This window comes from Myxococcus sp. XM-1-1-1 (assembly GCF_020037095.1).
Taxonomy (GTDB): Bacteria; Myxococcota; Myxococcia; order Myxococcales; family Myxococcaceae; genus Myxococcus; species Myxococcus fulvus.
Genome location: NZ_JAIQDH010000017.1, coordinates 144,175 through 169,060 on the forward strand (window position 1 = coordinate 144,175; position 24,886 = coordinate 169,060).

Genomic DNA, 24,886 nt, shown 5'->3' on the forward strand with positions numbered 1-24,886 from the left:
CTCACACCACCATGGCGCGCACCTCGTCCGTGAAGGCGTGCTCGTCCTCGGTGTGCACCACCAACGGTGGCAGGACGGTCAGCTCCGCGGGTCCCCCCTTCACCGCGTGCAGCAGCACCAGCTTCGCGGGCCGGTCCGCGCGCGGATGGACCCACCGCACCACGCGCGGCTCCAGCCCGAAGACGCGCAGCACCGTCACCAGCTCCGCGAAGCGTGACGCCGGGTACACCATGCACAGCCCTCCCCGGGGTTCGAGCAGGTGCGCAGCGGCCCTCGACACGTCCGACAGCTCGCACGCGAGCTCATGCCTCGCCAGCGCCTTCTCCGTGGACAGGCTGGTGTGCCCCGTCGCCCGCGCGCGGTAGGGCGGATTGCACAGCACCTGCGCGAAGCCGCCCGCCGGGAACTGCTCGTCCACGCGCCGCAAATCCCCCAACACCAGCGACACCTCGCGCTCGCAGTGGTTGAGCAGCACGTTGCGTCGGGCCAGGGAGAACAGGCCCGGCTGCAGTTCGAGCCCGAGGAGGTCCTTGCCGCGCCACCGACAGGCGAGCACCAGCGGGATGATGCCGCAGCCCGTGCCCAGGTCCATCAGCCGCCCGCGCCCCGCGCCGCCCACCGACACCGCGAAGTGCACCAGCAACAGCGGGTCCAACGTGAAGCGATAGCCCAGCCGGCGCTGGAGCACCCGCACCGCTCCGCCACAGATGGCGTCCAACGTCTCGCCGGGCCCCACCTGTAGCTCCGGCGCCGAGCGCCCCGACTCGTCCGGCGCGCTGTGCGTCAGCACCCTCACGCGGGCGGACTACGCTTCCGTGTCGAGGAACAGCAGGCCCGCCGGAGGCAACGGCTCCACCCGGAGCGTCCTCGGCGGCAGCGTGGCCTGGGCCTCCATCACCGCGCGCACCTCCCAGATGGGCGGCGGATTGAGCGCGAAGCCCACCTGGAACGTGCCCGACTCCACCCCCTTCACCAGCGTCTCCAGCCCCTGCACCGGGAACACCTGGGGATGTCCCGCCGCCTCGGGCTCGCGGATGCCCAGCACCGTCCTCAGCACCAGCGCGTTGAGCAGCGCCAGGTCCAGGCTGCGCAGCGTCGGGTTGCGCGGCGCGCCCTTCAGGTGAGCCAGGTCCAACCCCTGTCGGAAGCGCAGGATGCGCCCCCTGCCGCCCGGCAACACCAGCAGCACCGCGTGGTGCCCGGTGATGAGCGTCGCCAGCCGCTCCCGCGCGGCGACGAGCCCTCGAGGTGTGTCGAGCGGCTCGTCCAGTTCGTACACCCGCGCGTACGCGGTGACGAGGGTGAGGAAGGTCTCCTCCTTGAACGTGTCCACGCCCTTGAGCGCGCGGTGGATGGGGAGCACCTCCAGCCCCGGGTCCGACAGGGGCACCACCGCGGCCAGCGTGGGCCCGCCTTCCGCCAGCGCGCTGAGCGGGCGCATGGGGGCCTCGTCCAGCACGGCCTGGATGCGCTTGGAGACGGGCGAAGGTTCGATGCGGCGCAGCGACAGCGGGTGGCCGTCGTAGTCCCCCTCCCACACCAGGGTCGAGCGCTCGCTCGCCTCGGCCAGCAGGCCCCGGAAGACACCATGGTCGTCCGCGGTCAGCGTGACGGCGGGCTCGGCCTCCCACGCACGGGGCCGGTACGGGTCATCCTCCAGCGGGGTGCCCGCGTCCGGCCGCAGCGAGCAGAGCAGGTAGCGGACCGGTGGGCCGCCCAGCTTGCCCGCCGGGCTGTGGACCTCCACCACGTAGAGCGCGGGCCGGGCGTCGCGCAGCAACGTGCCCGACTCCCGCTGGCGTCGCAGTTCCGCCGAGGGGTTGGCGGCCTCCAGCAGGGGCCGGACGTGGGAAGGCTGGGGCACCGCGTTGCTGCGCGGCACGTAGCCGCTGGGCTCGAGGGTCCGAGCCAGCGGGGTCAGCAGGGCCGTGAAGGGATGGACGCGCGCCATGTCGCGAGGAAAGGTGGTGTCTGCCTCCCCTCGGTGCCACGACGCATGCTCGCCCGCCCCCCGGGCCGTCTACCACCAGACGTTGCGGTAGGGCCGGTCCTTGGCGGACTTCAGCGCGGAGCGGTCCACGCTCTCCTCCCACAGCAGGCTCACCGTGGTGATGGCGCCCGCGGAGCCGAGGAAGGACAGCACGTACGGCGTGGACTGGTCGAAGCCGCCCAGCACCAGGCCGGAGATGAGCAGCACCGCCGCGCCCACGCCCGCGCCGAACAGGTCCGCGCGCAGAATCTGCGAGGGCGTCGGGTTGTAGCGCATGGTGGCCAGCGCCAGCGCGCCCGCGCCGATGCCCGGCGCGAGCAGCAGCGTGTCCCGCCACGTCTTCGAGGAGATGTCCGTTCCGGAGAAGTGGATGACGGCCAGCAGCAGCGCCGCGTAGGCCGCGCCCCACCCCGCGCCGGAGGAGATCAACAGGCCGTCGTTCAGCGGGAGCTGCCCGCCGCCGAGCCCCGCCGTCAGCCACGCGCCCAGCTCCGCGCCCAGGAACGCGGACCAGGTGAGCACCCCCGCGTCCTGGGTGAAGAGGTCCATGAAGCCGGCCATGAAGGCGCCGCCCACGCCCGAGTTGATGATGGTGAAGGACGCCATGGGCTTGTCCACCCAGTTGTTGAATTGCCACCAGGAGGACGCGCCGAAGCCCAGGCCCGCGCCAATCAACGTGCCGGCCAGCATCGCCTCGCGCGAGCTCTGGTCGAAGTCGAAGTCATTGGCGAACGCCTGCGTGAAGAAGCCACCCAGCGCGCCCAGCGCGGTGTGATGCGCGATGAAGCGGAAGCTGCCCGGCCCCGACAGGAAGGGCCCCAGGCGCTGACGCCCATCCAGGATGGCGCCGCTGTCCACATACGGCGGCGGCGTGGCCGAGGCCGACGGCGTCAGCGACGCGGGCGTGCCGTCCTGCGTCAGCGGTGACTGGCGCAGGTCCGGCGCGTCCGCGCGCGGCACGTCTGACGTTTGTGGAGGGTTGTCCACGCGAGGCATCGTCGCCGGGTCCGGAGGAGTGGCCGGCACGATGTTCGACGGCGGCGGCTCGGCCATCCGAGGGTCGGCGTACGGGTCCACGGGCGGCAGCGGCGACGGCTCCGGCGGAGTCGAGGGCGCGGGATCCTGCGGAGGATACGCGGGCTGCGCCGGAGCCGGCTCCGACGGGTACGACGAGCCCACCTGGGCGCGCGCGCCTTCGGGCGTCGCGAGCAGCAGCGTGAAGACGGAGCAGAGACAGAGCCAGTTTCGCAGAGGTGACACGCAAGGACTCCTTGGGTCCAAACGACACAAGACCACAACCCAGGCCTGGGTGGTGTTTTTTGCGCGCACCTGGGCGGGTGGAAGTGTGTCTCGGTGGCTCGAAGCGTCACGGGCACGGCATTCGTGCACGGCTGCTTCAATTCCCTCGCGACCCGGAGCGACCTCGGGCATCCGTGCACATCATGCCCAACGGGTTCTCGTGGTCCGAGCTCGATGTCGACTCCGCTCGTGTGGTCGTCATCAAGGATGTCCCCCTGCCCTCCTCACGTCGGGACTTCGTCCTGTACTGGTGCATGGTCAACCATCGCGCCGAGGAGAACCACGCGCTCGATGCGGCCATCGCGCTGGGCAACCACCTGGGGTTGCCCGTCGTCGTGTATCAAGCGCTGCGTCCGGACTACCCCCATGCATCGGACCGGCTCCACGCGTGGGCGCTGGAGGGCATGGCGGACCTCGCGTCGGCCTTCGCGTCGCGCGGCCTGCCCTACTGGCTGGAGCTGCCGCGCACGACGAAGCAGCATCGCCCCCGACTGGCGGAGCTGGGACGGCGCGCGGCGGCGGTGGTGTCCGACCTCTTCCCCACGTACATCATCCCCGGCCACTTGCGAGGCGCGGCCAAGGCCCTGGATGTGCCGCTGTTCGCGGTGGACGCCTCGTGCGTGGTGCCCATGCAGCGCATCCCCACGGTGCAGGCCGGCGCGTACACGCTGCGCCCCAAGCTCCAGAAGCTGTGGCCCGAGTACCTTGGACGGACGTTGCGCGCGCGTCCGGTGAAGGCCGCGGCCGCGGGGCGCGCCCTGGAGCCGGACTTCGAGCTGGCCGACGCGAAGCAGGCCCGGCAGGAGCTGTCCGCCTTCCACATCGACCACAAGGTGGCGGCGCTCGAGGAGCGCGGTGGACGCAAGGCGGCGCTCAAGACGCTGGAGGCCTTCCTCCACGGCAAGCTCGACGGCTACGACACCGAGCGCAATGACCCCGGCCGCGCGCACCAGTCCGGCCTGTCCCCCTTCTTCCACTGGGGCAACCTCTTCGCGGGCGAGGCGGCCCGGGCGGCCATCCGCGCGCGTGGCACGGACCACCCCGCGGTGAGGAGCTTCCTCGAGGAGCTGCTGGTGCGGCGCGAGCTGGGCTTCAACTTCTGCTTCCACACGCCCGAGGACAAGCAGCTCTCCGTGGAGTCCCTGCCGGGCTGGGCGCGCGAGACGCTGTCCACCCACCAGAAGGACCCGCGCGAGCACCTGTACTCCCTGGAGCAGTTGGAGCACGCGCGCACGGCGGACGGCCTGTGGAACGCGGCGCAGCGCGAGCTCTTGGAGCGCGGCCGCATCCACAACTACCTGCGCATGCTGTGGGGCAAGAAGATCCTCGAGTGGAGCGCCACGCCCGACGAGGGCCTGAAGCGCATCGCCCACCTCAATGACAAGTACGCGGTGGACGGCAGGGACCCCGCGAGCGTGGCCAACTTCATGTGGGTCCTGGGGCTGCACGACAGGCCGTTCCAGGAGCGCAAGGTGCTGGGCAAGGTGCGGCCGATGAGCTCGCCGCGCACGGCGGAGAAGTTCAACCTGGCGCCTTACATGACGCGCTGGGGCCGGCCGGGAGATCCGCCGGTGAAGCTCAAGCGCTCACGCCGCGTCCAGGAGTGATGCGCCGGGCCGTTGACATTCGTGCGCTCAAGGGTGACTCGGCGGTTCCCTTCTCGGCCCGGCGTCGATAAACGAATGGCCAGGACACTGAAATCAGGAGCCGTGCCATGGGCATGCTGAAGTTCGATATCCCCCACTCCCTGCCGAAGGACCAGGTGAAGCAGCGCGTCGAGGAGCTCCTCCGGTACTGGGGTGGCAAGTACGGAGTGAAGGCCGACTGGCAGGGCGAGGGCGCCAAGATTGTCGGCAAGGTGATGGGCATCCAGTTGGACGCCTCGTTCGTCATCACCGACAAGGCCGTCGAGGGCGAGGGCACGGACCCGGGCATGCTCCTGCGCGGGCAGGCCAAGTCCTACCTCCAGAAGAAGTTCGGCGCCGTGCTGGACCCCAGCAAGTCGCTGGACCAGGTGAAGTCCTCGCTGGACTGAGGGCCCTCGGCCTCCGCGCGACACTCAGTGCGGAGGCTGCTCCTCCAGCGCGGCGAGCGCATAGCGCGCCGCGCGGGAGATGGCCTCGGCCGAGTCCAGCATCTCCGGGTAGTGCCCCGCCAGCGTGCGCTGGGGGAAGCGCAGCTGCGCAATCGCGTTGCGGTAGCTGCGACGGGCCGCCTCGGAGTCGTGGCTGCGCTCCTGCACCTGTGCCAGCAGGTAGTGGCCGATGGCGAGCGTGGGCTCCAGGAAGAGCGCCTTGCCCAGCTCCGAGCGCGCCTCCCGCAGCTCCCCGGCCTGCAGCGCGGCCACGCCACCGAACACGCGCGCCTCCACGCACAGCGGCTCGCGCTGGATGGCCTGGGCGAACGCCTCCCGCGCCTCGGTGATGCGGCCGGTGAGCGAGTAGAGATTGCCCAGCGTGAGCAGCGCGTCGAGATCACTCGGCTCGTCCACCAGCAGGCGCTGCACGCCCTGGATGGCGGCGGGGAAGTCCCCCTGCGTCATCTTCCGCACCGCCATGGCCAGCCGCTCCGCGGGAGGCAGCAGCTTGGGCCACGCGGTGGCGGCGGGAAGCTCACCGGTGACGGTGCGCGCGGGCGCGGACACCGCCGGCAGCTCCACGGTGGGACGCGTGCGGACCGCGTCCGCGGCGCTCACCGCCGGCAGCTCCACGGTGACGCGGGGACGGCCCAGGTCGTTGGTCTTCGTCGTCGCGGGCGGATGCGTGCCGGAGGCCTGCGTCGTGGACGCGGCGGGCAGCGGGCGCACGGCCGGGAAGGCACCGGAGAGCGCGCCGGGACCTCGGGTGGACGCGGTGTCCGGGGTGCTCGCGCGAGGACGGGCGCCCTGGGCCAGCTCGACCGCGGGGCGGGCGTAGACGGCCGGGGAGAAGGGCTCGGGCTCCGGCGCGCGGGCCGGCGGCTCGGTGGAGACGGGGTACGGGTGGATGCGCAGCGGCGGCGGACGGTAGCCCTTGTCGCTGGGCGGGCGCCGGTACACGAAGGCGCCGTCGACCTCGATCATCTCGAAGCGGTCATAGACCTTGAAGAGGCTCTCCGAGTACCCGAGGAACAAGAGCCCCCCGGGCCGGAGCGCGCTCAGGAAGCGGTCCATCAGCCCGCGGATGGTGGGCAGGTCGAAGTAGATGATGACGTTGCGGCAGAGGATGAGGTCCAGCGAGTTCAGCGCGACCTTGTCGAAGACGGGGACCGCCAGGTTCTGTCCATCGAAGCGGATGTACTCACGCAGCGCGGGCAGCGCCTCGTGGCCATCCTCGACGGGGCGGAAGAAGCGGGCCAGCCGCTCCGGATGGATGCTGATGCTCCGGCGCGTGGAGAACCTCCCCTGCCGGGCGGCCTCCACCGCGGCCAGGTTCAGGTCGGTGGCCCACAGGTCCACCTCCGCGGACAGCGCCCCCAGCTCCGCCAGCACCATGGCCATGCTGTAGGGCTCCTCGCCCGTCGCACAGCCCGCGGACCAGATGGACACCTTGCGCATCTCCCGCCGCGCGCGGGCGAGCAGGTCCGGCAGCACGCTCTTCTCCAGCGCGCGGAACTGCTTGGCGTCGCGGAAGAACTCCGTGTGCCCCACCGTCACCAGGGGCAACAGCGAGCGCAGCTCCTCCTCGCCCCCCACGCCCGTCAGCCTCTGGAGGTAGCGCTCCGGCTCCTCGATGCCGAGCACGGGCATCCGGGTGGACAGGGCCAGCCGCAGGCTGTGGAACCCATCCGGGGTGATCTTCAGCCCCGCGCGCTCCAGGAGGAGCGCGGCGAGCTGCTGAAGCACTTTGTTGCTCACGTTCAGCACGCTTCCACCCACTGCACCAACGTGGGGCCGATGCGCTCCAGCGGCAGCACCTCCTGCGCCGCCCCAAGCAACACCGCCTCGCGAGGCATGCCCCACACCGCGGACGTGCTCTCATCCTGGGCGATGGTCCGCCCTCCCCGCTCCCGGATCTCCTTCATCCCCCGAGCCCCATCCCGCCCCATTCCCGTCAGGATGACTCCGACACAGCGCGAGCCGAAGGACTCCCCGGCCGAAGTGAGCAGCATGTCACACGAGGGCCGGAATCCACGGAGCGCGGGCCCCGAGTCCAGCTCCAACCTGCCCTCCGGTCGCACCAACAGGTGACTGCCCGACGGGGCGATGTACACCGTCCCGGGAACCATCACCATGCCGTGCTCCGCCTCCGTCACTCCCAGCGCCGTCTCCATCGTCAGCCAGTGCGCGAGGCCCTCCGTGAAGCCCTCGCTGATGTGCTGGCAGTAGGCGATGGGCGCGGGAAAGTCTCGTGGAATCTTCCGCAGTACCTGTGCGACCGCCTTGGGCCCCCCCAGGGAGGCGGCTATGGCCACCAGGGGATAGGGCGGCGCGGGCAGGTCCTCCTTGGGCAGCTTCGCCGAGGGGCGCGTCTGGGTCTGCCGCACGGCCTTCACCTGGGCCAGCATCACCAGCTTGCGCGACACGTGGGCCCAGAACTCCGGGCCGGGAATCGCCGGGCGCTCCATCACGTCCAGCGCGCCCAGGGCCATGGCCTGGAAGGCCTCCTGGCCGGTGAGGGCCCCGGGGTGGAGCGCCAGCACGGGCACGGGCCGCCCCGCCATCACCTGCTCGATGGCCTCCAGCGCCTCCAGGCCGGTGAGGTCCACCAGCGCCACGTCCGGGAAGTGGCGCTGCACGGCGACGAGCGCGCCGGGGAAGTCGACCTCGGCGGGCCCCACCGGGACGAGCGACTCGCCGTCGAACAGGCCCCGGGCCGCGAGCGCGCGCAGCCCCTTGCCCACCATGAGCACCCTGAACGCCATCGCCGCCGCGACCGGTCCGCCCAAACGCCGCTCCTCAGGTCAGCCGATCGATGGCCTGGGCGAGCACTTCCACGCCCAGCTCTCCCTTGACGAGGTACGCGTCAGCGCCCGCATCCAGGCCGCGCCGCTTGTCCTCGGGCGAGGCGAGCGACGACAGGATGATGACGGGGATGCGTGCCACGGCGGGGGTCGACTTCAGCCTGCGCGCGAGCGAGAAGCCGTCCATCTTCGGCATCTGCACGTCGGTGAGGATGAGGTCGTAGGTGTTGTTCTGCACCTTGCCGTAGGCCTCCTCGCCGTCCTGCGCCTCCTCCACCATGTGCCCCAGCGCCTTGACGAGCGCGCCCTCGGTGGCGCGGGCAATGGGCGAGTCGTCCACCAGCAACACCCGGAGCCGCTTGGCGGCCGGAGCCTGGGTGACGGGCCGCGCCATGCGGCGCACCTCCGCCATGATGTCCGGGACGTGCAGCAGCACGGCGATGCGGCCGTCCTCCAGCGCGGCGGTGCCCGCGATGAAGGGCGCGCCCTTGAGGAACTCACCGCCGCACGGCTTCACCGCCACCTCGCGCTCGTCCACGAAGCCGTCGACGACCAGCGCCGCGTGGTCCTCGCCGTGGCGCACGACGACGGCCGGCGGCTTGTCGAAGCGGTTGCCGCCGTTGAGGCCGAGCAGCGGCCCCAGCGCGACGAGCGCCGTGGGCTTGCCCCGGTGGCGCACCGCGAGGGTGCCGAAGATCTCCAGCCGGTCCTCCGGCTTGACGCGCATCACGGCCTCGACGTCCGCGGCGGGCATGCCGTAGACGTCGTCGCCCAGGCGCACCAGCAGCACCTTCATCAACGCGAGCGACTGGGGCAGCCGCAGGGTGATGGTGGTGCCACGGCCGATGCGGCTGTTGACGCCGACGGAGCCGCCGAGCGTCTCCACCTTGCGCTTCACCACGTCCATGCCCACGCCGCGGCCGGACAGCTCGCTGACCTGCTCGCGGGTGGAGAAGCCCGGACGGAAGATGAGCTCGATGGCCTCGCGCTCCGACAGCGAGGCGGCCTGCACCGCGGTGATGAGGCGCTTGTTGATGGCCACCTGGCGCAGGCGCTCCGGGTCGATGCCGCGCCCGTCGTCCTCCACCTCGATGTGCAGCATGTCGCCGTCCACGCGCACGCGGATGCGGATGCGGCCCGTCTGCGGCTTGCCCAGCGCCTGGCGCGTGTCCGGGGACTCCAGGCCGTGGTCCACCGAGTTGCGCAAGAGGTGCACCAGCGCGTCGCGCACGTCGCCCAGCATGGACCGGTCCACGCCGATGTCGGCGTTCTCGATGAGCAGGTCCACTTCCTTCGTCTGCGTGCGCGCCATGTCGCGCACCGCGCGCGGGAAGGCGTCGAACACCGTGGAAAGCGGCACCAGCCGGGCCTCGGCCACGTGGTCCGCCATCTTCGACAGGTTGCCGTGCAGCGTGTTGATGCCGTCGTCGTTGCGCCGCACGAAGCGGAACGCATCGTCGCGCAGCATGTGCAGGTCGCTCTCGACGCGGTCCAGCTGCGCGCGCACCTCCAGCGGGATGTCCAGCGCCTCCGCCAGGCGCAGGAACCGGTCGCCCATGCGGCTGAAGCGCTCGAACAGCTCCTCCGTCTCGGAGCTGCGCAGCCGCCCCCGGGCGCTCTCCACCAGCAGGTCGCCGGCGAGCAGCCCCAGCGAGTCCAGCACCTCCACGTTGACGCGGATGGTGCGGTCGGCGATGGCCGACTTGGCGGCGCTCGGGGCCTCCTCCTCCGCGCGGCCCGACGCGGGCGCGGGAGCATGCGCCACGGGCGCCGCGGCGACGGGCGCCTCCACCACCGGAGCCCGGACCACGGGCGCCTGCACCGGCGCGGCCACCACGGGGGCGGGCGCGGGCGGCGGGGGCTTCGCGCCGGGGATGGCGGGCGCGGCCTGACCGGAGACCTCCGCCAGCGCGCGGACCATGTCCTCGCTGGCGGGCGTGCCGGTGTTGGCACCGGACAGGTCCTCGATGAGGTCCGACAGGACGTCGCAGGCACGGAGCATGACGTCCGTGGCGATCTCCGTGGCCGTGCGTCCCTCGCGCTCGGCGCGCAGGACGTCCTCCGCCGCGTGGGCGAGCTGACCGATGGCGGCGAGGCCCAGCATGCGGGCCTCTCCCTTCATCGTGTGCAGCTCGCGCGCGACGTCGTCCGCGGCCTGGTCCGCGGTTTCCTTCTCCAGGTCCAACACGCCCAGCTGAATCTTCTGGAGGCGGTCGGCCGTGACCTCCTGGAACTTCTTCAGGAGGGATTTCTTGAGAGCCTCGGTGTCCATGGGCGGTGAGTGCTGCGCACCCTCCCCTTCCCGGAAGAGCTAGTCGGCCTTGAAGCGCTTGATGAGCTCCGCGAGACGAGCGGCCAGCTGCGTGAGCTCCGCGGCCGCGCCCGTCGCCTGCTTCGACGCCTGCGTCGTCTGACGCGTCACGTCCTCGATCTCCGCCATGGACGCCACCACCTGCTCGGTGGCCGTGCGCTGCTGCTGCGTGGCGAGGTTGATGACGCGAGCGGCGTCGCTCGTCTCCTGCACGCCGGCGAGGATGCCCTCGACGGCCTGCGCGGCGACGGCGCCCAGCTTCTCACCGGACTCGGTGGCGGACTTGGACGCCTCGGCGGCGCCCGCGGCCGCGGCGGTGGCCTCACGGATCTCCGTGATGAGGTTCTTGATCTCCTTGGTGGAGTCCAGGACGTTCTCCGCCAGGCGGCGCATCTCCGCCGCGACGATGGAGAAGCCCTTGCCCGCCTCACCGGCGCGGCTGCCCTCGAGCGCCGCGTTCAGCGCGAGCAGGTCCGAGCGGTCGGCGATCTCGTCGATGACCTCCACCACGGTGCCGATGCGCTCCACGCGCTTGGACAGCTTGGCGATGGAGTCCGCCACCGCGACGCCGTCGCTGCGGATCTGCTGCATCGCCTGGATCAACTCACCGATGGCGCCCCGGCCCGCGCGCGCCGCGCCCAGCGTCTCCTCGGCCACGCGCGCCACGCTGCCCGCGTTCTCGGCGATCTGCGCGGAGGCGTGCTTGAGCTCCTCCATGGTCGCCGTCGTCTCGTGGATGGCGGCGGCCTGCTCCGTGGAGGACGTCTCGTGCTGCGTGGACGCCGCGAGCACCTGGTTGGCGGACGAGGACAGCCTCAGCGCCGCCTCGTTGATCTCCCGCACGAACGTGCGCAGCGTCTCGATGACCTTGCCGAAGCCCTCGAGCAGCGGCCCCAGCTGGGGGTCCTCGGTCGTGGTGTTCCACCGGGACAAATCGCCCTCGCGCACCAGGCTGATGAGCGCGTCCAGGGCCTGGTCGATCTCCTGCGCCGCCACGTGCTTGCGGTGCTCGGAGCTGGCGAAGTTGTCCAGCACCTGGTTGAGCAGGTGGGCCAGCTCCTCGCCGCCCTCGCCCACCAGCTCCTTGGGGACGCGGGCCTGGAGGTTGCCGGCGAGCACCGTCAACAGCGTGTCGGTGAAGGCCTTGTGGGGGATGGGGGCCGCGGGCGCGGCGGCACCGGCCGCCTTGGAGGCAGGGGCCTTCCGGGCGGAACGGGCCTTGGACGTGGGCTTCTCGTTGGGGGTGTCCAGGGACATTGCGGTCAGTGCCTTCCTTGAGTTCCTCGGGTCCTGGCGGTCTCCACCAGGTCAATCAGCAACACGGTGCGGGCTTCTTCCAGGCACACACCGACGGCATAAGCGGCCGCGCCCGCCGTGGGGGGCATGCGGCGAAGTTGAGTCACGGGGATGGGGCGCACGCCCCGGACGGCGTCCACCTTCAGGTGGCCCTCGCCCTCCGGCGTGTCGAACACCAGCGCGCGGTTGCCCCGGTGCAACAGGCCCAGCTCCGGCAGGGTGATGTCCTCCGGCAACGAGCGATCGATCCGCAGCACCTGCGACGCGTCCGTGCCGAACACGCCCCCGCCGATCTCGAAGAAGAGGATGTCCACCTCCTCCACCTTCTCCTCCAGGTCGAGCGACTCGTCGTTCATCGGGCCACCGCGCGCTGCCTGGCCGTCTGCAAGAGCTTGGAGAAGTTGAGCAGGTTGATGCTGTCCTGCGGCGTGGCGCCCGGCACCACGCCCATCAGGTGCTCGGCCGCCGCGTCACCGCCCAGCGGCGGTGGGAGGATGTCCGCCACGGGGATGCGGCGCAGGCCCAGCACCGTGTCGGCGACGACCCCGGCGACGATGCTCCCGGTGATGCCGATGAACAGGCGCGTGCGGGGACCGATGCGCGCCTCGCCCTTGGAGAGGAAGCGCAGGAGGTCCACCACAGGCAGCACCTCGCCGCGGTGGCCCGTGACGCCCATGATGAAGGAGGGCGTCCTCGGCAGGGGGGTGAGCAGGCCGGCGCGGAACACCTCGAGGACGTTCTCGCTGGGCACGCCGAGCCGCAGGTCTCCCACCCGGAAGCAGAAGAACTCCTGCTCCGGTCGGGCTTGGACGGCCACGGCGCGGTCCGGAGCCATCCGGAGTGCTCGCTGGAGGGGAGTCGAGGTCGTGGTCAAGGCGTCCGAGTATCCGGAGGGGACGAAAACCGGTCAAGTGTCGGCATCAAGCTGGCCGGCCGCTCGCCGTTTCGATGGTCCGCGCTGAACCAAAGGTGTAGGGTTCCACCCCGAATCCTTTGAGGAGGACGATGTCGCGCGTACTGGTCATTGATGACAGCCCGATGCTGGTGGAGCTCACCGTCCGGGCCCTCACCGCCGCCGGCTATCAGGTGAGCGGGGCCCAGGACCTGACGAGCCTCAACCAGAAGCTCTCCGAGGGGCCGTTCGCGCTCATCCTCATGGACGTGAACATGCCGGAGATGTTCGGCGACGACGTCGTCGAGTACCTCCGGAGCCAGAAGAAGGTCACCTCCAAGCTGGTGCTCTACTCCGACATCTCGGAGGCGGAGCTGGCCGGCAAGACGAAGGCCTCCGGCGCGGACGGCTACATCCTCAAGAGCGGCGGCCTGGAGGCCGTCATCAGCGGCGTGATGAACCTCATCGGCGCCCCCGCCCTGGGTGTCCCCGCCGCCGTCCCCGCTCCCGCCGCGCCCGCCCCCACGGAGGCCCCCCAGGCGGCCCCCGCCGCGCCCGCGCCCATCGCCTCCACGGGCCTCAAGGCCGCGCCCAGCACGGGCGGCCGCAAGCCGCGCATCCTCATCGTCGACGACAGTGAGATGACCGCGCGGATCATCGAGGCGGACCTGGTCGCCAAGGGCTTCGAGGTCCACGTCGCGGACACCGCGGACAAGGCCACGAAGATCATCCTCAAGAAGCAGACGCGTCCGGACCTGGTGCTGCTGGACGTGCGCATGCCCAACGTGAACGGCGAGCAGTTCTGCCGCTTCATCAAGAGCAACAGCCTCTTCAAGGGCATCAAGGTGCTCTTGTGCTCCGGCGAGAATGTCGAGGAGCTCCAGCGCATCTGCCGCGAGGCTGGCGCCGACGGCTACATCCCCAAGGACGCCGTGATGGGCAACCTGGTGGCCAAGGAGCTGATGCCCCCCGGCGGCGAGTAGCCCTCCGCCCACGTCGTCCCGTCCTGCTGGATGAAGGGCCCTCCTCACCGGGCCCCATCCTCCCGAGTCGAGCGCCCTACCCGCGCCCCGCGGCGTTCTCGCGCTCCTCGAGTCCCCGCGCGAAGTTGCCGATGATGATGCCGGGCCGCGCCGCCTTCAGTCGCTGCAGCAGCGTGCGCACGCCCACCGGCTCTCCGCCCGCGCCCACGTCGCGCGCGGCCTCCAGGTACTGGAGCGGGTCGATGGCCAGGGAGCGCGTCTGCACCTGGTCCACGCGGTACTTCTTCACCAGCCGCTCCAGCGCCTTCACCTCGCCCTCGCGGTCCGTGACGCCGGGGAACAGGAGCAGGTTGAGCGCCAGGTACGCGCCGCGCTCGCGCGCGAGGGCGATGGACGCCTCCACGTCCTCCCAGCCGTACTTCACCGGCTTGTAGTACGCCTCGTAGAGGCCCTTGGTCGCCGCGTTGAGCGACACGCGCACGGCGTCCAGGCCCGCGTCGAGCAGCGCCTCCAGGCCCTGGGTGAGGCTGGCGTTGGTGTTGATGTTGATGGAGCCCTTCTGCGTGCGCGCACGCATGTAGCGGATGGACTCCGCGATGAACTTCCAGCGCGTGAGCGGCTCGCCCTCGCAGCCCTGGCCGAAGCTCACCATGGTGCGGCCCTGCGCGTTCTCCAGATGGAACAGGCCGATGGCGCCCATCTCCTCCGCGGTGGGCCCGTCATCCATGCGCTCGTGCGACGCGGGAGGTCCGTCCGCCGGCTGGTCGGAGATGCAGCCCACGCAGCGCGCGTTGCACATCACGGACGCGGGGATGGCCGCCTCGTCGCGGACATAGAACGTGTTCTGCGACGTGAAGCACCGGTACAACAGCGCGCACGTCTTGAGCTGCTTGAGCACGCGGTTGTCCGGGAAGCGCTTCATGTGCGCGTCCACGAGCGCCTTCATGTCCGGCGTGGAGTAGCGCTCCGGATCCCAATGCGAGCGGCGGTCCGTGTGGATGGCCCACGCCACCGGCCCATCCTTCCCCCACGCCGCCGCCGTGTATGCCCACTGCGGCAGCACCGGCCCGTCTCCCTTCACCTCGCCCGGAAGGAACGTGCGCGTGTAGCCCGGGGGCAGCAGCGCGCCCACCGCGTTGGGGACGAACGACTTGCCGCCCACGTTCATCTGCCGCACCAGCTCCAGCTCCCCCGTGTCGGGGTGCAGGCCGACGGGCAGCCTGCCCGGCAGGTGCACCAGCCTGCCTGCGGACGGCAGCGGGATGGGCTTGTCCTGGGGAGGAACGAGCTCTTCTCCGCTGCGCAGCGTGGCCAGCAGGTAGGGATGCTCCATCACCCGGCCCTTGGGGTCGGCGAACAGCAGCTTCGGCGCGGACGTCATGGGGACGCTAACTACCACCGGCCCCCCTTCTGTTTCGATGCCGAACCGTCATCGGACGCACTGCATTCAACGCCGCGCGTCATCCCTCCGAGGTAACAAAGGCTCACCGGTGACATGTGCACCGCTTGGGCGGACGCCTTGATTCCCTCTGGGGGCCCCGTTAGGGTCCGCGCGCTTTTTCAGTCCCCCTCTCGGAGGCAAGTCGTGATCGTCGGAGTTCCCAAGGAGATCAAAACCCGTGAGTACCGCGTCGGCATGGTGCCTGCGGGCGTGCGCGCGCTCACGAGCGCGGGCCACACGGTGTTGGTCGAGACGAACGCCGGCGTCGGCTCTGGCATCCCCGACTCGGAGTACCAGCGCGTGGGCGCGACGCTCGTCGCCAGCGCGGACGAGGTCTGGAAGCGCGCGGAGATGATCGTCAAGGTGAAGGAGCCCATCGCGCCGGAGTACGAGCGCATCCAGCCCGGGCAGATCATCTACACGTACTTCCATCTGGCCGGTGTGGACCCGGAGCTGACGAAGACGCTGGTGAAGAAGAAGGCGGCGGCCGTCGCGTACGAGACGCTGCAGCTGGATGACGGCAGCCTGCCCCTGCTCAAGCCCATGTCCGAGGTGGCCGGGAAGATGGCCATCCAGGTGGGCGCCGCGTGCCTGGAGAAGGCGCACGGTGGCAAGGGCATCCTGCTGGGCGGCGTGCCCGGCGTGCGCCGCGGCCGCGTCACCGTCATCGGTGGCGGCGTCGTCGGCCTGTGCGCCGCGAAGGTCGCCGTGGGCATGGGCGCCGAGGTCACCATCCTCGACGTCAACCTGGAGCGCCTGACCTACCTGGACGACGTGTTCCTCGGCCGCGTCAGCGTGCTCGCCTCCGACACGGAGAGCATCGCCGCCTCCGTGCGCGAGGCCGACCTGGTCGTGGGCGCGGTGCTCATCCCCGGCGGCAAGGCCCCCAAGCTCGTCTCCGAGTCGCTCATCTCCGAGATGACCCCGGGCTCCGTCGTCGTCGACGTCGCGGTGGACCAGGGCGGCTGCATCGAGACCTGCAAGCCCACCACGCACGACAACCCGACGTTCGAGGTGCACGGCGTCGTCCACTACTGCGTCGCCAACATGCCCGGCGCCGTCCCCCAGACGTCCACGTACGCCCTCACCAACACCACCCGTCCCTACTCGCGGAAGATCGCCGACATGGGCCTGGTGGAGGCCGTGAAGTCGGACCGCGCCCTGGCCCGTGCGATGAACACCTACAACGGCCACGTCACCTACGAGGCCGTCGCCAAGGACCTGGGGTACGAGTACCTCTCCATCTCCGAGGCGCTCGCGCGCAAGTAGCCCGCCCAGCAGCCTGACAGGCAGGGCACTTCCCGAGGGGGGAGGCGTGGATGGCGACATCCCGTCTCCCCTTCGTTATTGAAAATGGGGAATAAAGTTCCCCGTCGGGAGTCTGGCGTACCCGAAGCGACCGGACGGGCGGGTGTGACTGGGAAGCCGTTGTTGCCAGTTCTGTTCCCGTGCATACATTGATGGGCAGGCGACAACTCATTCCCCAATTGTTTCGGGCCTCTGGAAGGCGGGACATGTTGGATTTCAGACAACCCAACCGGACGAAGCAGGAATTCGAGGAACTGGCGCTGGCCCACCTGGACCCGCTCTATTCGGCGGCCCTGCGCCTGACGAAGAACGAGCGCGATGCCGAGGACCTGGTGCAGGACACCTGCATGAGGGCCTACCGCTTCTTCGACAAGTTCGAGCGGGGCACCAACATCAAGGCCTGGCTCTTCAAGATCCTCACCAACACGTTCATCAACCGCTACCGGCGCAAGGTGAAGGAGCGCACGGTGGTGGAGGGCGTCGAGCGCGAGGCGGTGCACGAGCGCTTCGTGAGCCGGGACGCGACGGACTTCGCGGCCAACCCGGAGCAGTACTTCTTCGACCGGCTCCTGTCGGACGACGTGCTGCGCGCCATCGACTCCTTGCCCATCGACTTCAGGCTGGTGGTCATCCTCGCGGACCTGCAGGAGTTCTCCTACAAGGAGATCGCCGAGATCCTCGAGTGCCCTGTCGGCACCGTGATGAGCCGCCTGTTCCGAGGCCGCAAGCTCCTGCAGAAGACGCTGCGCGAGTACGCGGTGGGCCAGGGTGTCTTCCGCCACGAGGGAGAGGGCGCGGAGACCCCGGCGAACCTCGAAGAGTATCGTCAAAGGAAGAAGACGGGGTAGAAACAGGTTCCTACCGCGCGCCCATGACCTGCCAGGAACTCGAACGGCTTCTGTATCCGTACCTCGACGGCGAATTCCAGCCGGAGGAGCGGGTCGACCTCGAATCCCACCTCTCCGCGTGCGCTGGATGTCAGCGCCGCGTGGAGGAAGAGCGGAACATGCAGCTCGCCCTGCGGCGGGCCGCCAGACACTCCGTGCAGCGGATGCAAGCCCCGGCCTCGCTCCGCGCGGGCATCGCCCAGGGGCTCCACCAGGAGCACCGCCGCGCGCAATATGGGGTCTGGCTGCGCGCGGGCGCCGTCGCCCTGGTGGTGGTGACGGTGACGAGCGGCTGGTCCGCGTATCAGGCGGGCAAGCGGGAGCGTCTGGCGAAGGAAGAGCTGGTCCTGCGCTTCAAGCGTCCGCTGCCGTACGAAGTCACCGCGTCCAACTCCGAGCAGTTGGAGACGTGGTTCAAGGGCACGGTGGACCCTCGCGTCGCGCTGCCGCAGCTGCCTCGCGCCAAGCCGCTGGGCGGCCGCATCTCCATCCTCAACGGCCGCGAAGTGGCGTACATCAGCTACGAGACGCTCCCCGACGAGGGTGGCCCCAGCCGGCGGCTCGGCGTGTTCGTGGTGCCGGACGAGGCGAGCCCCCGTCCCCAGGCGCTGCCCGCGGTGGAGGTCGACTCCGCGCAGGGCTTCAACATCGTGACCTGGCGGGACCACGAGGTCGTCTACGAGATGGTCACCGACATGGACGAGCGTGACATCCTGCGCATGCTCGAGGAGCGCGAGCACGGCGCCGCGTTGGCCAGCACGCCCCGGGCGATGGAGTCCGCGGACGGGAATTACTCGTACCAGACACTCCCGATGCCCGCGCGCTCGCGCCCCGCCGTCTCCGTCGAGCCCGCGTCGTTTCCCTGAAGCGCGCCGTGGCGCCTGCCCGACTGCCCTGCGGGCGGAGTTTCGTACGGCCCGAACATTTGACGGTCCCTGACATGGCCGATAGCCTCGACGGCGCTTCTTTCCTCGCGCGCCACCGTCACCCGTGGCGCCCGCGCGCGCCGCACCCAGGTCGGGCCGTTCCTACATGTCCAAGAAAATCCTGATCGTCGAAAAGAGCGACACCGCCCTCGCAGCCACCCTGAGGCCCGTCCTGGAGGGACGGGGCTTCACCGTGGAGGACACCGCGGACGGCAAGGGCAGCGTGGAGCAGATTCGCCGCGACAGGCCCGACCTCGTCGTGCTGGCGGTGGAGCTGTCCGCCGGACAGAACGGCTACCTCATCTGCGGCAAGCTGAAGAAGGACGACGACCTCAAGAACGTCCCCATCGTCATCGTCGGCAACCCGGATGGCTTCGCGCAGCACCGCAAGCTGAAGGCGCACGCGGACGAGTACGTGCCCATGCCGGTGGACGCCAACCTGCTCACCGAGCGCGTGGGCGCCATCATCGGCTTCCCCGAAGTGGCCGTCTCCGAGGACGTGGTCGACGAGAGCCTCACGCTGGACGCGCTCGGCGACGAGCCGATGACGGCGGACTTCGGTGAGGAGATCTCCGTCGACACCGGCGAGGACGAGGAGCCCGCGGTCGCCGGCGAGGAGCTGGACCTGGACGCGGCGTTCAGCGACATGTCGTCGCCGGAGCCCGAGCCCGCCGCCATCGTCGAGGAGCCCGTGGAGGCCCCGCCCGACGCCGTCGTCGAGGGCGTGGAGGAGGACTTCTCCGGCCTGGACGCGCTCGGCTCGGACGCGGACGACGCGCTGGACTCGCTGGACGACTCGGAGAAGACGGTCGTGGGCTTCATGCCCGTCGCCACCGCGCCGGTGGCGCCCGCCCCGCTGAAGGTCATCGAGCCGCCCAAGGCCACCACCCCGCCCCCCGCGCGCACGCCGACGCCGCCCGCGCGCACGCCCGCGGTGGCCACCAGCGCGCCCGTGGCCGCGGCGCCTGTCACCTCCGCCGCGGACGCCGCCGAACTGCGCAGCCTGCGCGCGAAGGTGGCCGAGCTGCAGGCCGCGTTGGAGGACTCGCGCGGCACCGCCGCCCAGGCCGAGGACCGGGTGCGTGAGCTGGAGGCCGAGCTGGAGGGCAAGGCCACCGAGCTGGAGACGGCCCGCGCCGCCACCGGCAAGAACGACAAGGACACCTTCGCGCTGCGCGACGCCGTCAACAAGCGCGACAAGGAGATCCTCCGCCTCAAGACGGAGCTGAACCAGAAGGACCAGGAGATCGTCGAGCTCAAGGACCAGCACCTGGAGCTCGAGCAGGCGTCCAGCACGACCGAGTCGGAGATGGCCCGGCGCGACGCGCAGATCAAGACGCTCACCACCCGCGTGGACACGCTGACGGCGGAGCGCAAGCGCGTGGACCAGCAGCTCGCCACCTCCAAGGAGGAGGCGCGTGGCGCCGCCGCCCAGGTGACGACGCTCCAGGAGGAGCTGGATCAGCAGGCCGCGCAGACGGCGGGCCTCAACGCGGAGCTGGAGGAGCTGCGCAACCGCACCGGTCAGCTCGAGGTCGACGTGCAGACGGCGCGCGAGGAGGCCGACACCCTGCGCGGCCAGGTGGAGAGCGCCCAGCGCGAGGCCGAGGAGCTGCGCTCCCAGCTGGAGCAGACGCAGACAGAGCTGTCCGAGCAGGGCACCCGCGCGGCCGAGGAGGCCGACGAGCTGCGCCGCCGCATCGCCGAGCTGGAGGCCTCCGCCGTGCGCAACGAGGAGCGGGTCACCAAGCTCTACGCGCGCATCAAGAACGACGAGAAGCTGCGCGAGAAGACGAAGAAGGCGCTCGCCATCGCCCAGCAGCTGCTCGAGGAGAACGCCTCCTCCGTGGCCGACGACGCCGACGAAGCGGCGGCCTGAGGCAGCCTCCACGCCGCTCCCGCCACTGGCTCGACGCGAGGCGCTGGAGCGGCGGTGGAACCCGGGGTCGAAGCCCTCTTTGAAAGAGGGCTCCCCCACCCCGCCCCGCCTACTTGTCGTCGGTCTTCTTGGGGGCGGTCTTCTTCTCCAGCAGCTTCTTGGCGAACGTCTGCACCGCGGCCGGCACGTTCTTGTCGCGGCTCAGGTCCTTGAGCTCGCCGTCGCGCAGGGCGTTGAGGAACTTCATCGTGACGGTGAGCGGCACCTTGGGGTTCTTCACCAGGGCCAACTTCACCTTCATGTTCTTGGTCCACTCGCGGTTGTTGTAGATGACGCGCAGGACGTCATCCATCATCGCGCGGTTGGAGGCGCACGCGAGCACCTCGCCGTCCGTGATTCGCGGGCTGCGGATGACGGCCACGGCGACCAGCTTGTTCGTCTCGCGGATGAGCGCGCCGCGGGCCTCCTTGTTGCCCAGCGTGGCCAGCTTGATCTTCTCCGCGATGGACATCTTCATCAGCCGCTGGGCCAGCGTCAGGCGCTTGCCCTCCTCCATGGGCGCGGCGTTCTCGTCCGCCACCTCGCCGCCCATCTCCTGGAGCACCTCCTGCGCGGTGGGGCCCGGGTCCGGCGGCGCCTCGGCGGCCTCGGGGCCGAACAGGCGCACGCGCGCGGCCTTCATCTGCGGCACGTCCGTCAGCTGCAGGCCGCTGCGCACCGCGAAGTCACAGACGCTGTCGATGAGGGACACCGGCGCCTGGGCGTTGGCGCACAGGCCGCGCAGGATGTCCTCGTAGCGCAACAGGCGCAGCTGATTCTGCCCGATGATCTCCGCCAGCTTCGGTCCACACTCGCGCGCCACCTGGGCCACGGCCTCGTCGGGCGTGTTCGAGTTGAGGACGAGCATCTCCGCGTAGGCATCCTTGTCCTTGAGCAGCCCGAGGAAGTAGCCCAGCACCTGGGGCTGCACCTCCTCGTCGCGCAGCGCGGAGCCGAGGATCTTCTCGGGCAGGCCCGCGGACGTCTTCGCCGCCGTCTCGCGCACGCCCGCGTCCGGGTCGTACGTCAGCATGTACAGCGCGCCCAGCATGTCGGACGGGCTGAGCGGCACGAGCGACTTGGCGGCCATCATCCGCAGCGGCACCGGCGCGGCCGGGTCCACGTGCTTGCGCAGGTTGGGCGGGAGGAACTCCGCGTTGAAGGGGCAGCCCGGGGGAGGCGCCGGGACGTTGCTGGGGGCGGCGGTGGTCATGTCGCGTGGTTCCTTCCGTAGATGATGCGCAGGCCCTCGAGCGTGAGGAACTCGTCCACTTCGTGGATGGCCTTGGATTCACTGGCCACCAGCGGCGCGAGCCCTCCGGTGGCGACGACCCTCACGGGGTGGCCCAGGTCGGCCTGCATGCGCGCGCAGATGCCGTCCACCATCCCGACGTAGCCGTACACGAGCCCCGACTGCATCGAGTGCACCGTGTTGCGGCCGATGACATGCGGCGGCCGCGCGAACTCCACGCGCGGCAGCTTGGAGGCGTTCTGGAACAAGGCCTCCATGGAGATGTTGATGCCCGGGCAGATGCAGCCGCCCAGGTACTCGCCCCGCGCGGACACCGCGTCGAACGTGGTGGCGGTGCCGAAGTCCACGACGATGAGCGCCGAGCGGTGCTTCTCGTACGCGGACACCGCGTTGACGATGCGGTCCGCGCCCACCTCGCGAGGGTTGTCGTAGAGGATGGGCATGCCCGTCTTCACGCCAGGCCCCACGAACATGGGCCGCATGCGGAAGTAGCGCTCGCTCATCTTCTCCAGGCTGAACTGGAGCGGCGGCACCACGCTGGACACCGCCACCGCGCCCACCTTCGCCGCGTCGATGCCGCTGTGCGAGAAGAGCTGGCGCACCAGGATGCCGTACTCATCCGAGGTGCGCCGGGTGCTCGTCTCCACGCGCCAGTGGTCGAGCAGCCGTCGGCCCTCGAACACCCCGAGGGCGGTGTTGGTGTTGCCAACGTCGATGGCCAGGAGCATCACCCCGCGCACTCTACTCCGAAGGCGCCGCTCAGCGGGGCGTCTGGCGCGAGCGCGGCGACTGCCTGGGGCGCAGCTGCTCCACGTCTCCGGCCAGCACGCGCTCCAGCTGTCCGCCCTCCGTGCGCACCAGCAACGCGCCGGACGGGTCGATGTCCTCGGCCAGGCCCCGCAACTCGCTGCGGTCCGTGCGCACCAGCACGTCCTGCCCCAGGGTGGACGACAGCTCCTTCCACCGGGCGCGCACCGCGTCGAACCCCGTCTCCAGGTACAGGTCCAGCCACTCCTCCATGCGCGTCCACAGGGAGGCGGCGAACCGGGCGCGGTGCACCTTCTCGCCCCGGGCCAGCGACAGCGAGGTGGCCACCCCGCGCAGCTCCTCGGGGAAGTGCTCGTCCTGGCAGTTGAGGTTGACCCCCACCCCGACGATGACGAAGTGCACCCGCTCCGGCTCGGCCGACAGCTCCGTGAGGATGCCCGCCACCTTGCGCCCGTCGATGTGCACGTCGTTGGGCCACTTGATGGCGGCGTCCACCCCGCACTCGCGCAGCGTCTCCGCCAGCGCGACGGCGGCCACCAGCGTCAGCTCCGGCGCGCGCTGGGGCGGCAGCTCCGGGCGGAGGATGGCGGAGAAGTACAGGTTCAGCCCCGGCGGCGACACCCAGGCGCGGCCCCGGCGGCCCTTGCCAGAGGTCTGCTGCTCGGCCACCACCACCTCGCCGTGCTCGGCGCCGTCCTGCGCCAGCCGGAACGCCACCTCGTTGGTGGAGCCCAGCACCGCGTGGTGATGGACCGTCCGGCCCAGGTCATGGGTCTCCAGCAGCGGCGCGACCTCCAGCGCGGTGAGGCGGTCCGGGACCTCCACCAGGCGGTAGCCCCGGGCGGGGACGGCCTCGATGCGATAGCCCTTGGTGCGCAGGGCCTCCACCCGCTTCCAGACCGCCGTGCGGGACAGCCCCAGCTTGCCCGACAGGGCCTCCCCGGAGGTGTAGTCCTCACCACTCTCGGAGAGGAACCCGAGGATGAGTTCCTCCTGCGTCTGCTCGGTCGATTCCAGGGCCACGGCGACACCTCACGAGAGCGCAAGGGTACGGAGCGGCGGCCGGGCTTTCAACTCGCCGGGCCGGGGCCCTCGGCGGCCCCTCCTCGCCCTCCGTCCCGGCCTTCAGCCGGCCGGTGGGGTGCTCGCCCCGGGGGCACGACTCCCACCCACCTCGTAGGCGGTGAGCTCCAGGTGCGTCTGGGGGATGCGCTGCTGGCTCGCCGTCTCCAGGAAGATCTCCATGCGCACCATCCCGACGCCCGGCGCGAACGTCATCGCGTTGACGAGCGTGGCCTGGGCATCCACCCGGTTGCGCCCCTCCACCTGCACGCAGGACGGGAAGGTGCCCGCGAGGGTGTCACACGCGCTGCCCGCCTGGACGATGCGATAGCGCTCGGTGGACGACACCGACACCACGTTCGTCCACGCGTGCCCGGTCTCCAGGGGGCCCCGCAGCAGGTAGCGCTTGGGGTCCCTCAGCCCGTAGGCATCCACGGCGAGCTGGCCGCCCTGGTTGTCGTGGAAGAAGCCCTCCTCCTGCTTGAGGATCTCCACCGTGACGAGCTTGTCGGCGCGGCCGTTCTGCCGGTACGTCCAGCTGTTGCCCACCGCGAGCGGGTAGTAGTCCGCCACGCTCCCGGCCACGGCCGACGTCTGCGACTCCGACTCCACGCGCTTGGAGCAGCCGCTCCCCAGCATCATCGTGGCCAGCAGGGCGGCGGCGCCCACTCCGAACGAACGGTTCATCTCGATGTCAGTCCGCGTGGTCCCGGCCACGCGCCTCCGCGGTGATGTGCTTGCGTGAAGCGTAGAGCGTCTCCAGGGCCTGCTGCGCCGCGGCCTGCACGGCGGGCGCGTCATGCCCCTGGGCCACCGTATACAGGTACGCCTCCGCCTCCGGGCCACCAATCTCGCCCACCGCGAAGACGAGCTCCTGCACGAAGCCATTGTCCTTGCCGCGCGCCAGGTCGATGAGCGCCGGCACCGCCACGCGCGCCTTCATCTCCACCAGCGCGCCAATCGTCTTGCGCAGCACGTCCCCGTCCGAGGACTCCTTGAGCCGCTCGATGAGCAGCGGCGCCGCGGCGGGGTGCTGGCGCTCGGCCAGCGTGCGCAGCGCGAACTCACGCAGCCGCGCATCGTCCGCGCGCAGCTCCTGCACCAGCACGTCGTCCGTGCGCTCCAGCGCGTTGAGCTGCATCACCGCGGAGTCCGTCACCTGCTTGAGCACGGCGTCCAGCGCGGCGCGCATGGCGGCCTGCCGGCCCGCGGGCGAGTCCTCCATCACCGGCGCCTCGCCCAGTCCCACCACCTCGTAGTGCTGGGGCAGCTCCCCTCCGAAGCGCTCCAGCACGAGGTTGGCGCCCACCTCGGCGAAGCTGCGCGGATCCCCGTCCTTCAGGACCTCGCGCGTGAAGGGCACGTCCAACGTCAGGCGCCAGGGCCGGACGTCCTTCGTCACCTCGTCGCCCTTCAGCTCGAAGCGGCCGGAGGACTTCAGGGACTGGGTGAACAACGTCGCCACGCCCTCGGGCGCCAGGCCCAGGAGGGCGTTGTCCTTCACCGTCGCTCCGGAGACATCCACCGGAGAGACGGGGTAGCGCGGCGCCTGCGAGCGGCAGGCGCCGAGGAGGACGGCGCAGAAGGCGAGAATCAGGGCCGGCTTCATCGCCCCCTCAGGGTAACACCCGAAGCGGGCCCGCGCCGGCCATTCCCACCCTCCGCGCCAGAC

22 protein-coding genes are annotated in these 24,886 nt (G+C 70.6%); 7 read left to right on the forward strand and 15 right to left on the reverse strand.

Annotated elements, in window-relative coordinates; all coding sequences use genetic code 11:
- Window position 1: 1 nt before the first annotated feature.
- From K8640_RS28675 to K8640_RS28685, 3 genes are all read right to left on the reverse strand, one after another.
- The gene (locus K8640_RS28675) at window positions 2-796 is read right to left on the reverse strand and encodes a tRNA1(Val) (adenine(37)-N6)-methyltransferase (protein WP_223749965.1); all 795 of its coding nucleotides are present in this window, start codon (window positions 794-796) and stop codon (window positions 2-4) included.
- Window positions 797-805: 9 nt separating this feature from the next.
- Entirely contained in the window at window positions 806-1,951 is a 1,146-nt protein-coding gene (locus K8640_RS28680; RefSeq protein ID WP_223749966.1) for a DUF1015 family protein, read from the reverse strand.
- Between the two features lie 69 nt (window positions 1,952-2,020).
- A complete protein-coding gene (locus K8640_RS28685; RefSeq protein ID WP_223749967.1) occupies window positions 2,021-3,250 on the reverse strand; it encodes a hypothetical protein in 1,230 nt (409 codons plus the stop codon).
- A 182-nt stretch (window positions 3,251-3,432) separates the two neighbouring features.
- Between K8640_RS28685 and K8640_RS28690 the strand changes: the two genes are divergently transcribed.
- A complete protein-coding gene (locus K8640_RS28690; protein ID WP_223750039.1) occupies window positions 3,433-4,896 on the forward strand; it encodes a deoxyribodipyrimidine photo-lyase in 1,464 nt (487 codons plus the stop codon).
- 107 nt (window positions 4,897-5,003) lie between these two features.
- A complete protein-coding gene (locus K8640_RS28695; RefSeq protein ID WP_046713526.1) occupies window positions 5,004-5,324 on the forward strand; it encodes a polyhydroxyalkanoic acid system family protein in 321 nt (106 codons plus the stop codon).
- Window positions 5,325-5,348: 24 nt separating this feature from the next.
- Here K8640_RS28695 and K8640_RS28700 read toward each other — a convergent pair whose 3' ends face one another.
- From K8640_RS28700 to K8640_RS28725, 6 genes are read right to left on the reverse strand one after another with little or no spacing between them, the layout of a single operon-like run.
- Window positions 5,349-7,133, reverse strand: coding sequence for a CheR family methyltransferase (locus tag K8640_RS28700; RefSeq protein ID WP_223749968.1), 1,785 nt, complete (start codon window positions 7,131-7,133; stop codon window positions 5,349-5,351).
- Window positions 7,127-8,131, reverse strand: coding sequence for a chemotaxis protein CheB (locus tag K8640_RS28705; RefSeq protein WP_223750040.1), 1,005 nt, complete (start codon window positions 8,129-8,131; stop codon window positions 7,127-7,129). The genes K8640_RS28700 and K8640_RS28705 overlap by 7 nt, the downstream gene beginning before the upstream one ends.
- 34 nt (window positions 8,132-8,165) lie before the next feature.
- Window positions 8,166-10,442: a hybrid sensor histidine kinase/response regulator gene (locus K8640_RS28710; RefSeq protein ID WP_223749969.1), complete on the reverse strand. Its 2,277-nt coding sequence runs from the start codon at window positions 10,440-10,442 to the stop codon at window positions 8,166-8,168.
- Between the two features lie 39 nt (window positions 10,443-10,481).
- On the reverse strand, window positions 10,482-11,738 hold the full coding sequence (locus K8640_RS28715; protein WP_223749970.1) for a methyl-accepting chemotaxis protein: 1,257 nt from the start codon (window positions 11,736-11,738) through the stop codon (window positions 10,482-10,484).
- A 5-nt stretch (window positions 11,739-11,743) separates the two neighbouring features.
- Window positions 11,744-12,133 (reverse strand): Frizzy aggregation protein FrzB, encoded by a 390-nt coding sequence (locus K8640_RS28720; protein ID WP_223749971.1) that lies wholly within the window; start codon window positions 12,131-12,133, stop codon window positions 11,744-11,746.
- A complete protein-coding gene (locus K8640_RS28725) occupies window positions 12,130-12,612 on the reverse strand; it encodes a chemotaxis protein CheW (RefSeq protein ID WP_141332955.1) in 483 nt (160 codons plus the stop codon). Before K8640_RS28725 ends, K8640_RS28720 begins: the two co-directional genes overlap by 4 nt.
- Before the next feature lie 170 nt (window positions 12,613-12,782).
- Here K8640_RS28725 and K8640_RS28730 point away from each other — a divergent pair, with 170 nt between their 5' ends.
- Window positions 12,783-13,652: a response regulator gene (locus K8640_RS28730; protein WP_223749972.1), complete on the forward strand. Its 870-nt coding sequence runs from the start codon at window positions 12,783-12,785 to the stop codon at window positions 13,650-13,652.
- Window positions 13,653-13,728: 76 nt separating this feature from the next.
- On the opposite strand, the gene K8640_RS28735 is transcribed toward K8640_RS28730, so the two are convergent.
- Complete coding sequence (locus tag K8640_RS28735) at window positions 13,729-15,033, reverse strand: radical SAM protein (protein WP_223749973.1); 1,305 nt, start codon at window positions 15,031-15,033, stop codon at window positions 13,729-13,731.
- 204 nt (window positions 15,034-15,237) lie between these two features.
- Between K8640_RS28735 and ald the strand changes: the two genes are divergently transcribed.
- The 4 genes from ald (at window position 15,238) to K8640_RS28755 (ending at window position 20,093) form a co-directional block, all read left to right on the forward strand.
- The gene (ald, locus tag K8640_RS28740; RefSeq protein ID WP_223749974.1) at window positions 15,238-16,362 is read left to right on the forward strand and encodes an alanine dehydrogenase; all 1,125 of its coding nucleotides are present in this window, start codon (window positions 15,238-15,240) and stop codon (window positions 16,360-16,362) included.
- A 245-nt stretch (window positions 16,363-16,607) separates the two neighbouring features.
- Complete coding sequence (locus K8640_RS28745; RefSeq protein ID WP_141331222.1) at window positions 16,608-17,249, forward strand: sigma-70 family RNA polymerase sigma factor; 642 nt, start codon at window positions 16,608-16,610, stop codon at window positions 17,247-17,249.
- Between the two features lie 23 nt (window positions 17,250-17,272).
- Window positions 17,273-18,154: an anti-sigma factor gene (locus K8640_RS28750; RefSeq protein ID WP_223749975.1), complete on the forward strand. Its 882-nt coding sequence runs from the start codon at window positions 17,273-17,275 to the stop codon at window positions 18,152-18,154.
- Window positions 18,155-18,320: 166 nt separating this feature from the next.
- Entirely contained in the window at window positions 18,321-20,093 is a 1,773-nt protein-coding gene (locus K8640_RS28755) for a response regulator (RefSeq protein ID WP_223749976.1), read from the forward strand.
- A 109-nt stretch (window positions 20,094-20,202) separates the two neighbouring features.
- Here the strand turns inward: K8640_RS28755 and K8640_RS28760 are convergent, their stop codons facing one another.
- The 5 genes from K8640_RS28760 to K8640_RS28780 form a co-directional block, all read right to left on the reverse strand.
- Window positions 20,203-21,345 (reverse strand): hypothetical protein, encoded by a 1,143-nt coding sequence (locus K8640_RS28760; RefSeq protein ID WP_141331228.1) that lies wholly within the window; start codon window positions 21,343-21,345, stop codon window positions 20,203-20,205.
- Window positions 21,342-22,112, reverse strand: coding sequence for a type III pantothenate kinase (locus tag K8640_RS28765; protein ID WP_223749977.1), 771 nt, complete (start codon window positions 22,110-22,112; stop codon window positions 21,342-21,344). Before K8640_RS28765 ends, K8640_RS28760 begins: the two co-directional genes overlap by 4 nt.
- Window positions 22,113-22,143: 31 nt before the next feature.
- Entirely contained in the window at window positions 22,144-23,169 is a 1,026-nt protein-coding gene (locus K8640_RS28770; protein ID WP_255653554.1) for a biotin--[acetyl-CoA-carboxylase] ligase, read from the reverse strand.
- Window positions 23,170-23,277: 108 nt separating this feature from the next.
- Entirely contained in the window at window positions 23,278-23,931 is a 654-nt protein-coding gene (locus K8640_RS28775) for a hypothetical protein (protein WP_223749979.1), read from the reverse strand.
- On the reverse strand, window positions 23,909-24,823 hold the full coding sequence (locus K8640_RS28780) for a HEAT repeat domain-containing protein (protein ID WP_223749980.1): 915 nt from the start codon (window positions 24,821-24,823) through the stop codon (window positions 23,909-23,911). The genes K8640_RS28775 and K8640_RS28780 overlap by 23 nt, the downstream gene beginning before the upstream one ends.
- Between the last annotated feature and the right edge of the window lie 63 nt (window positions 24,824-24,886).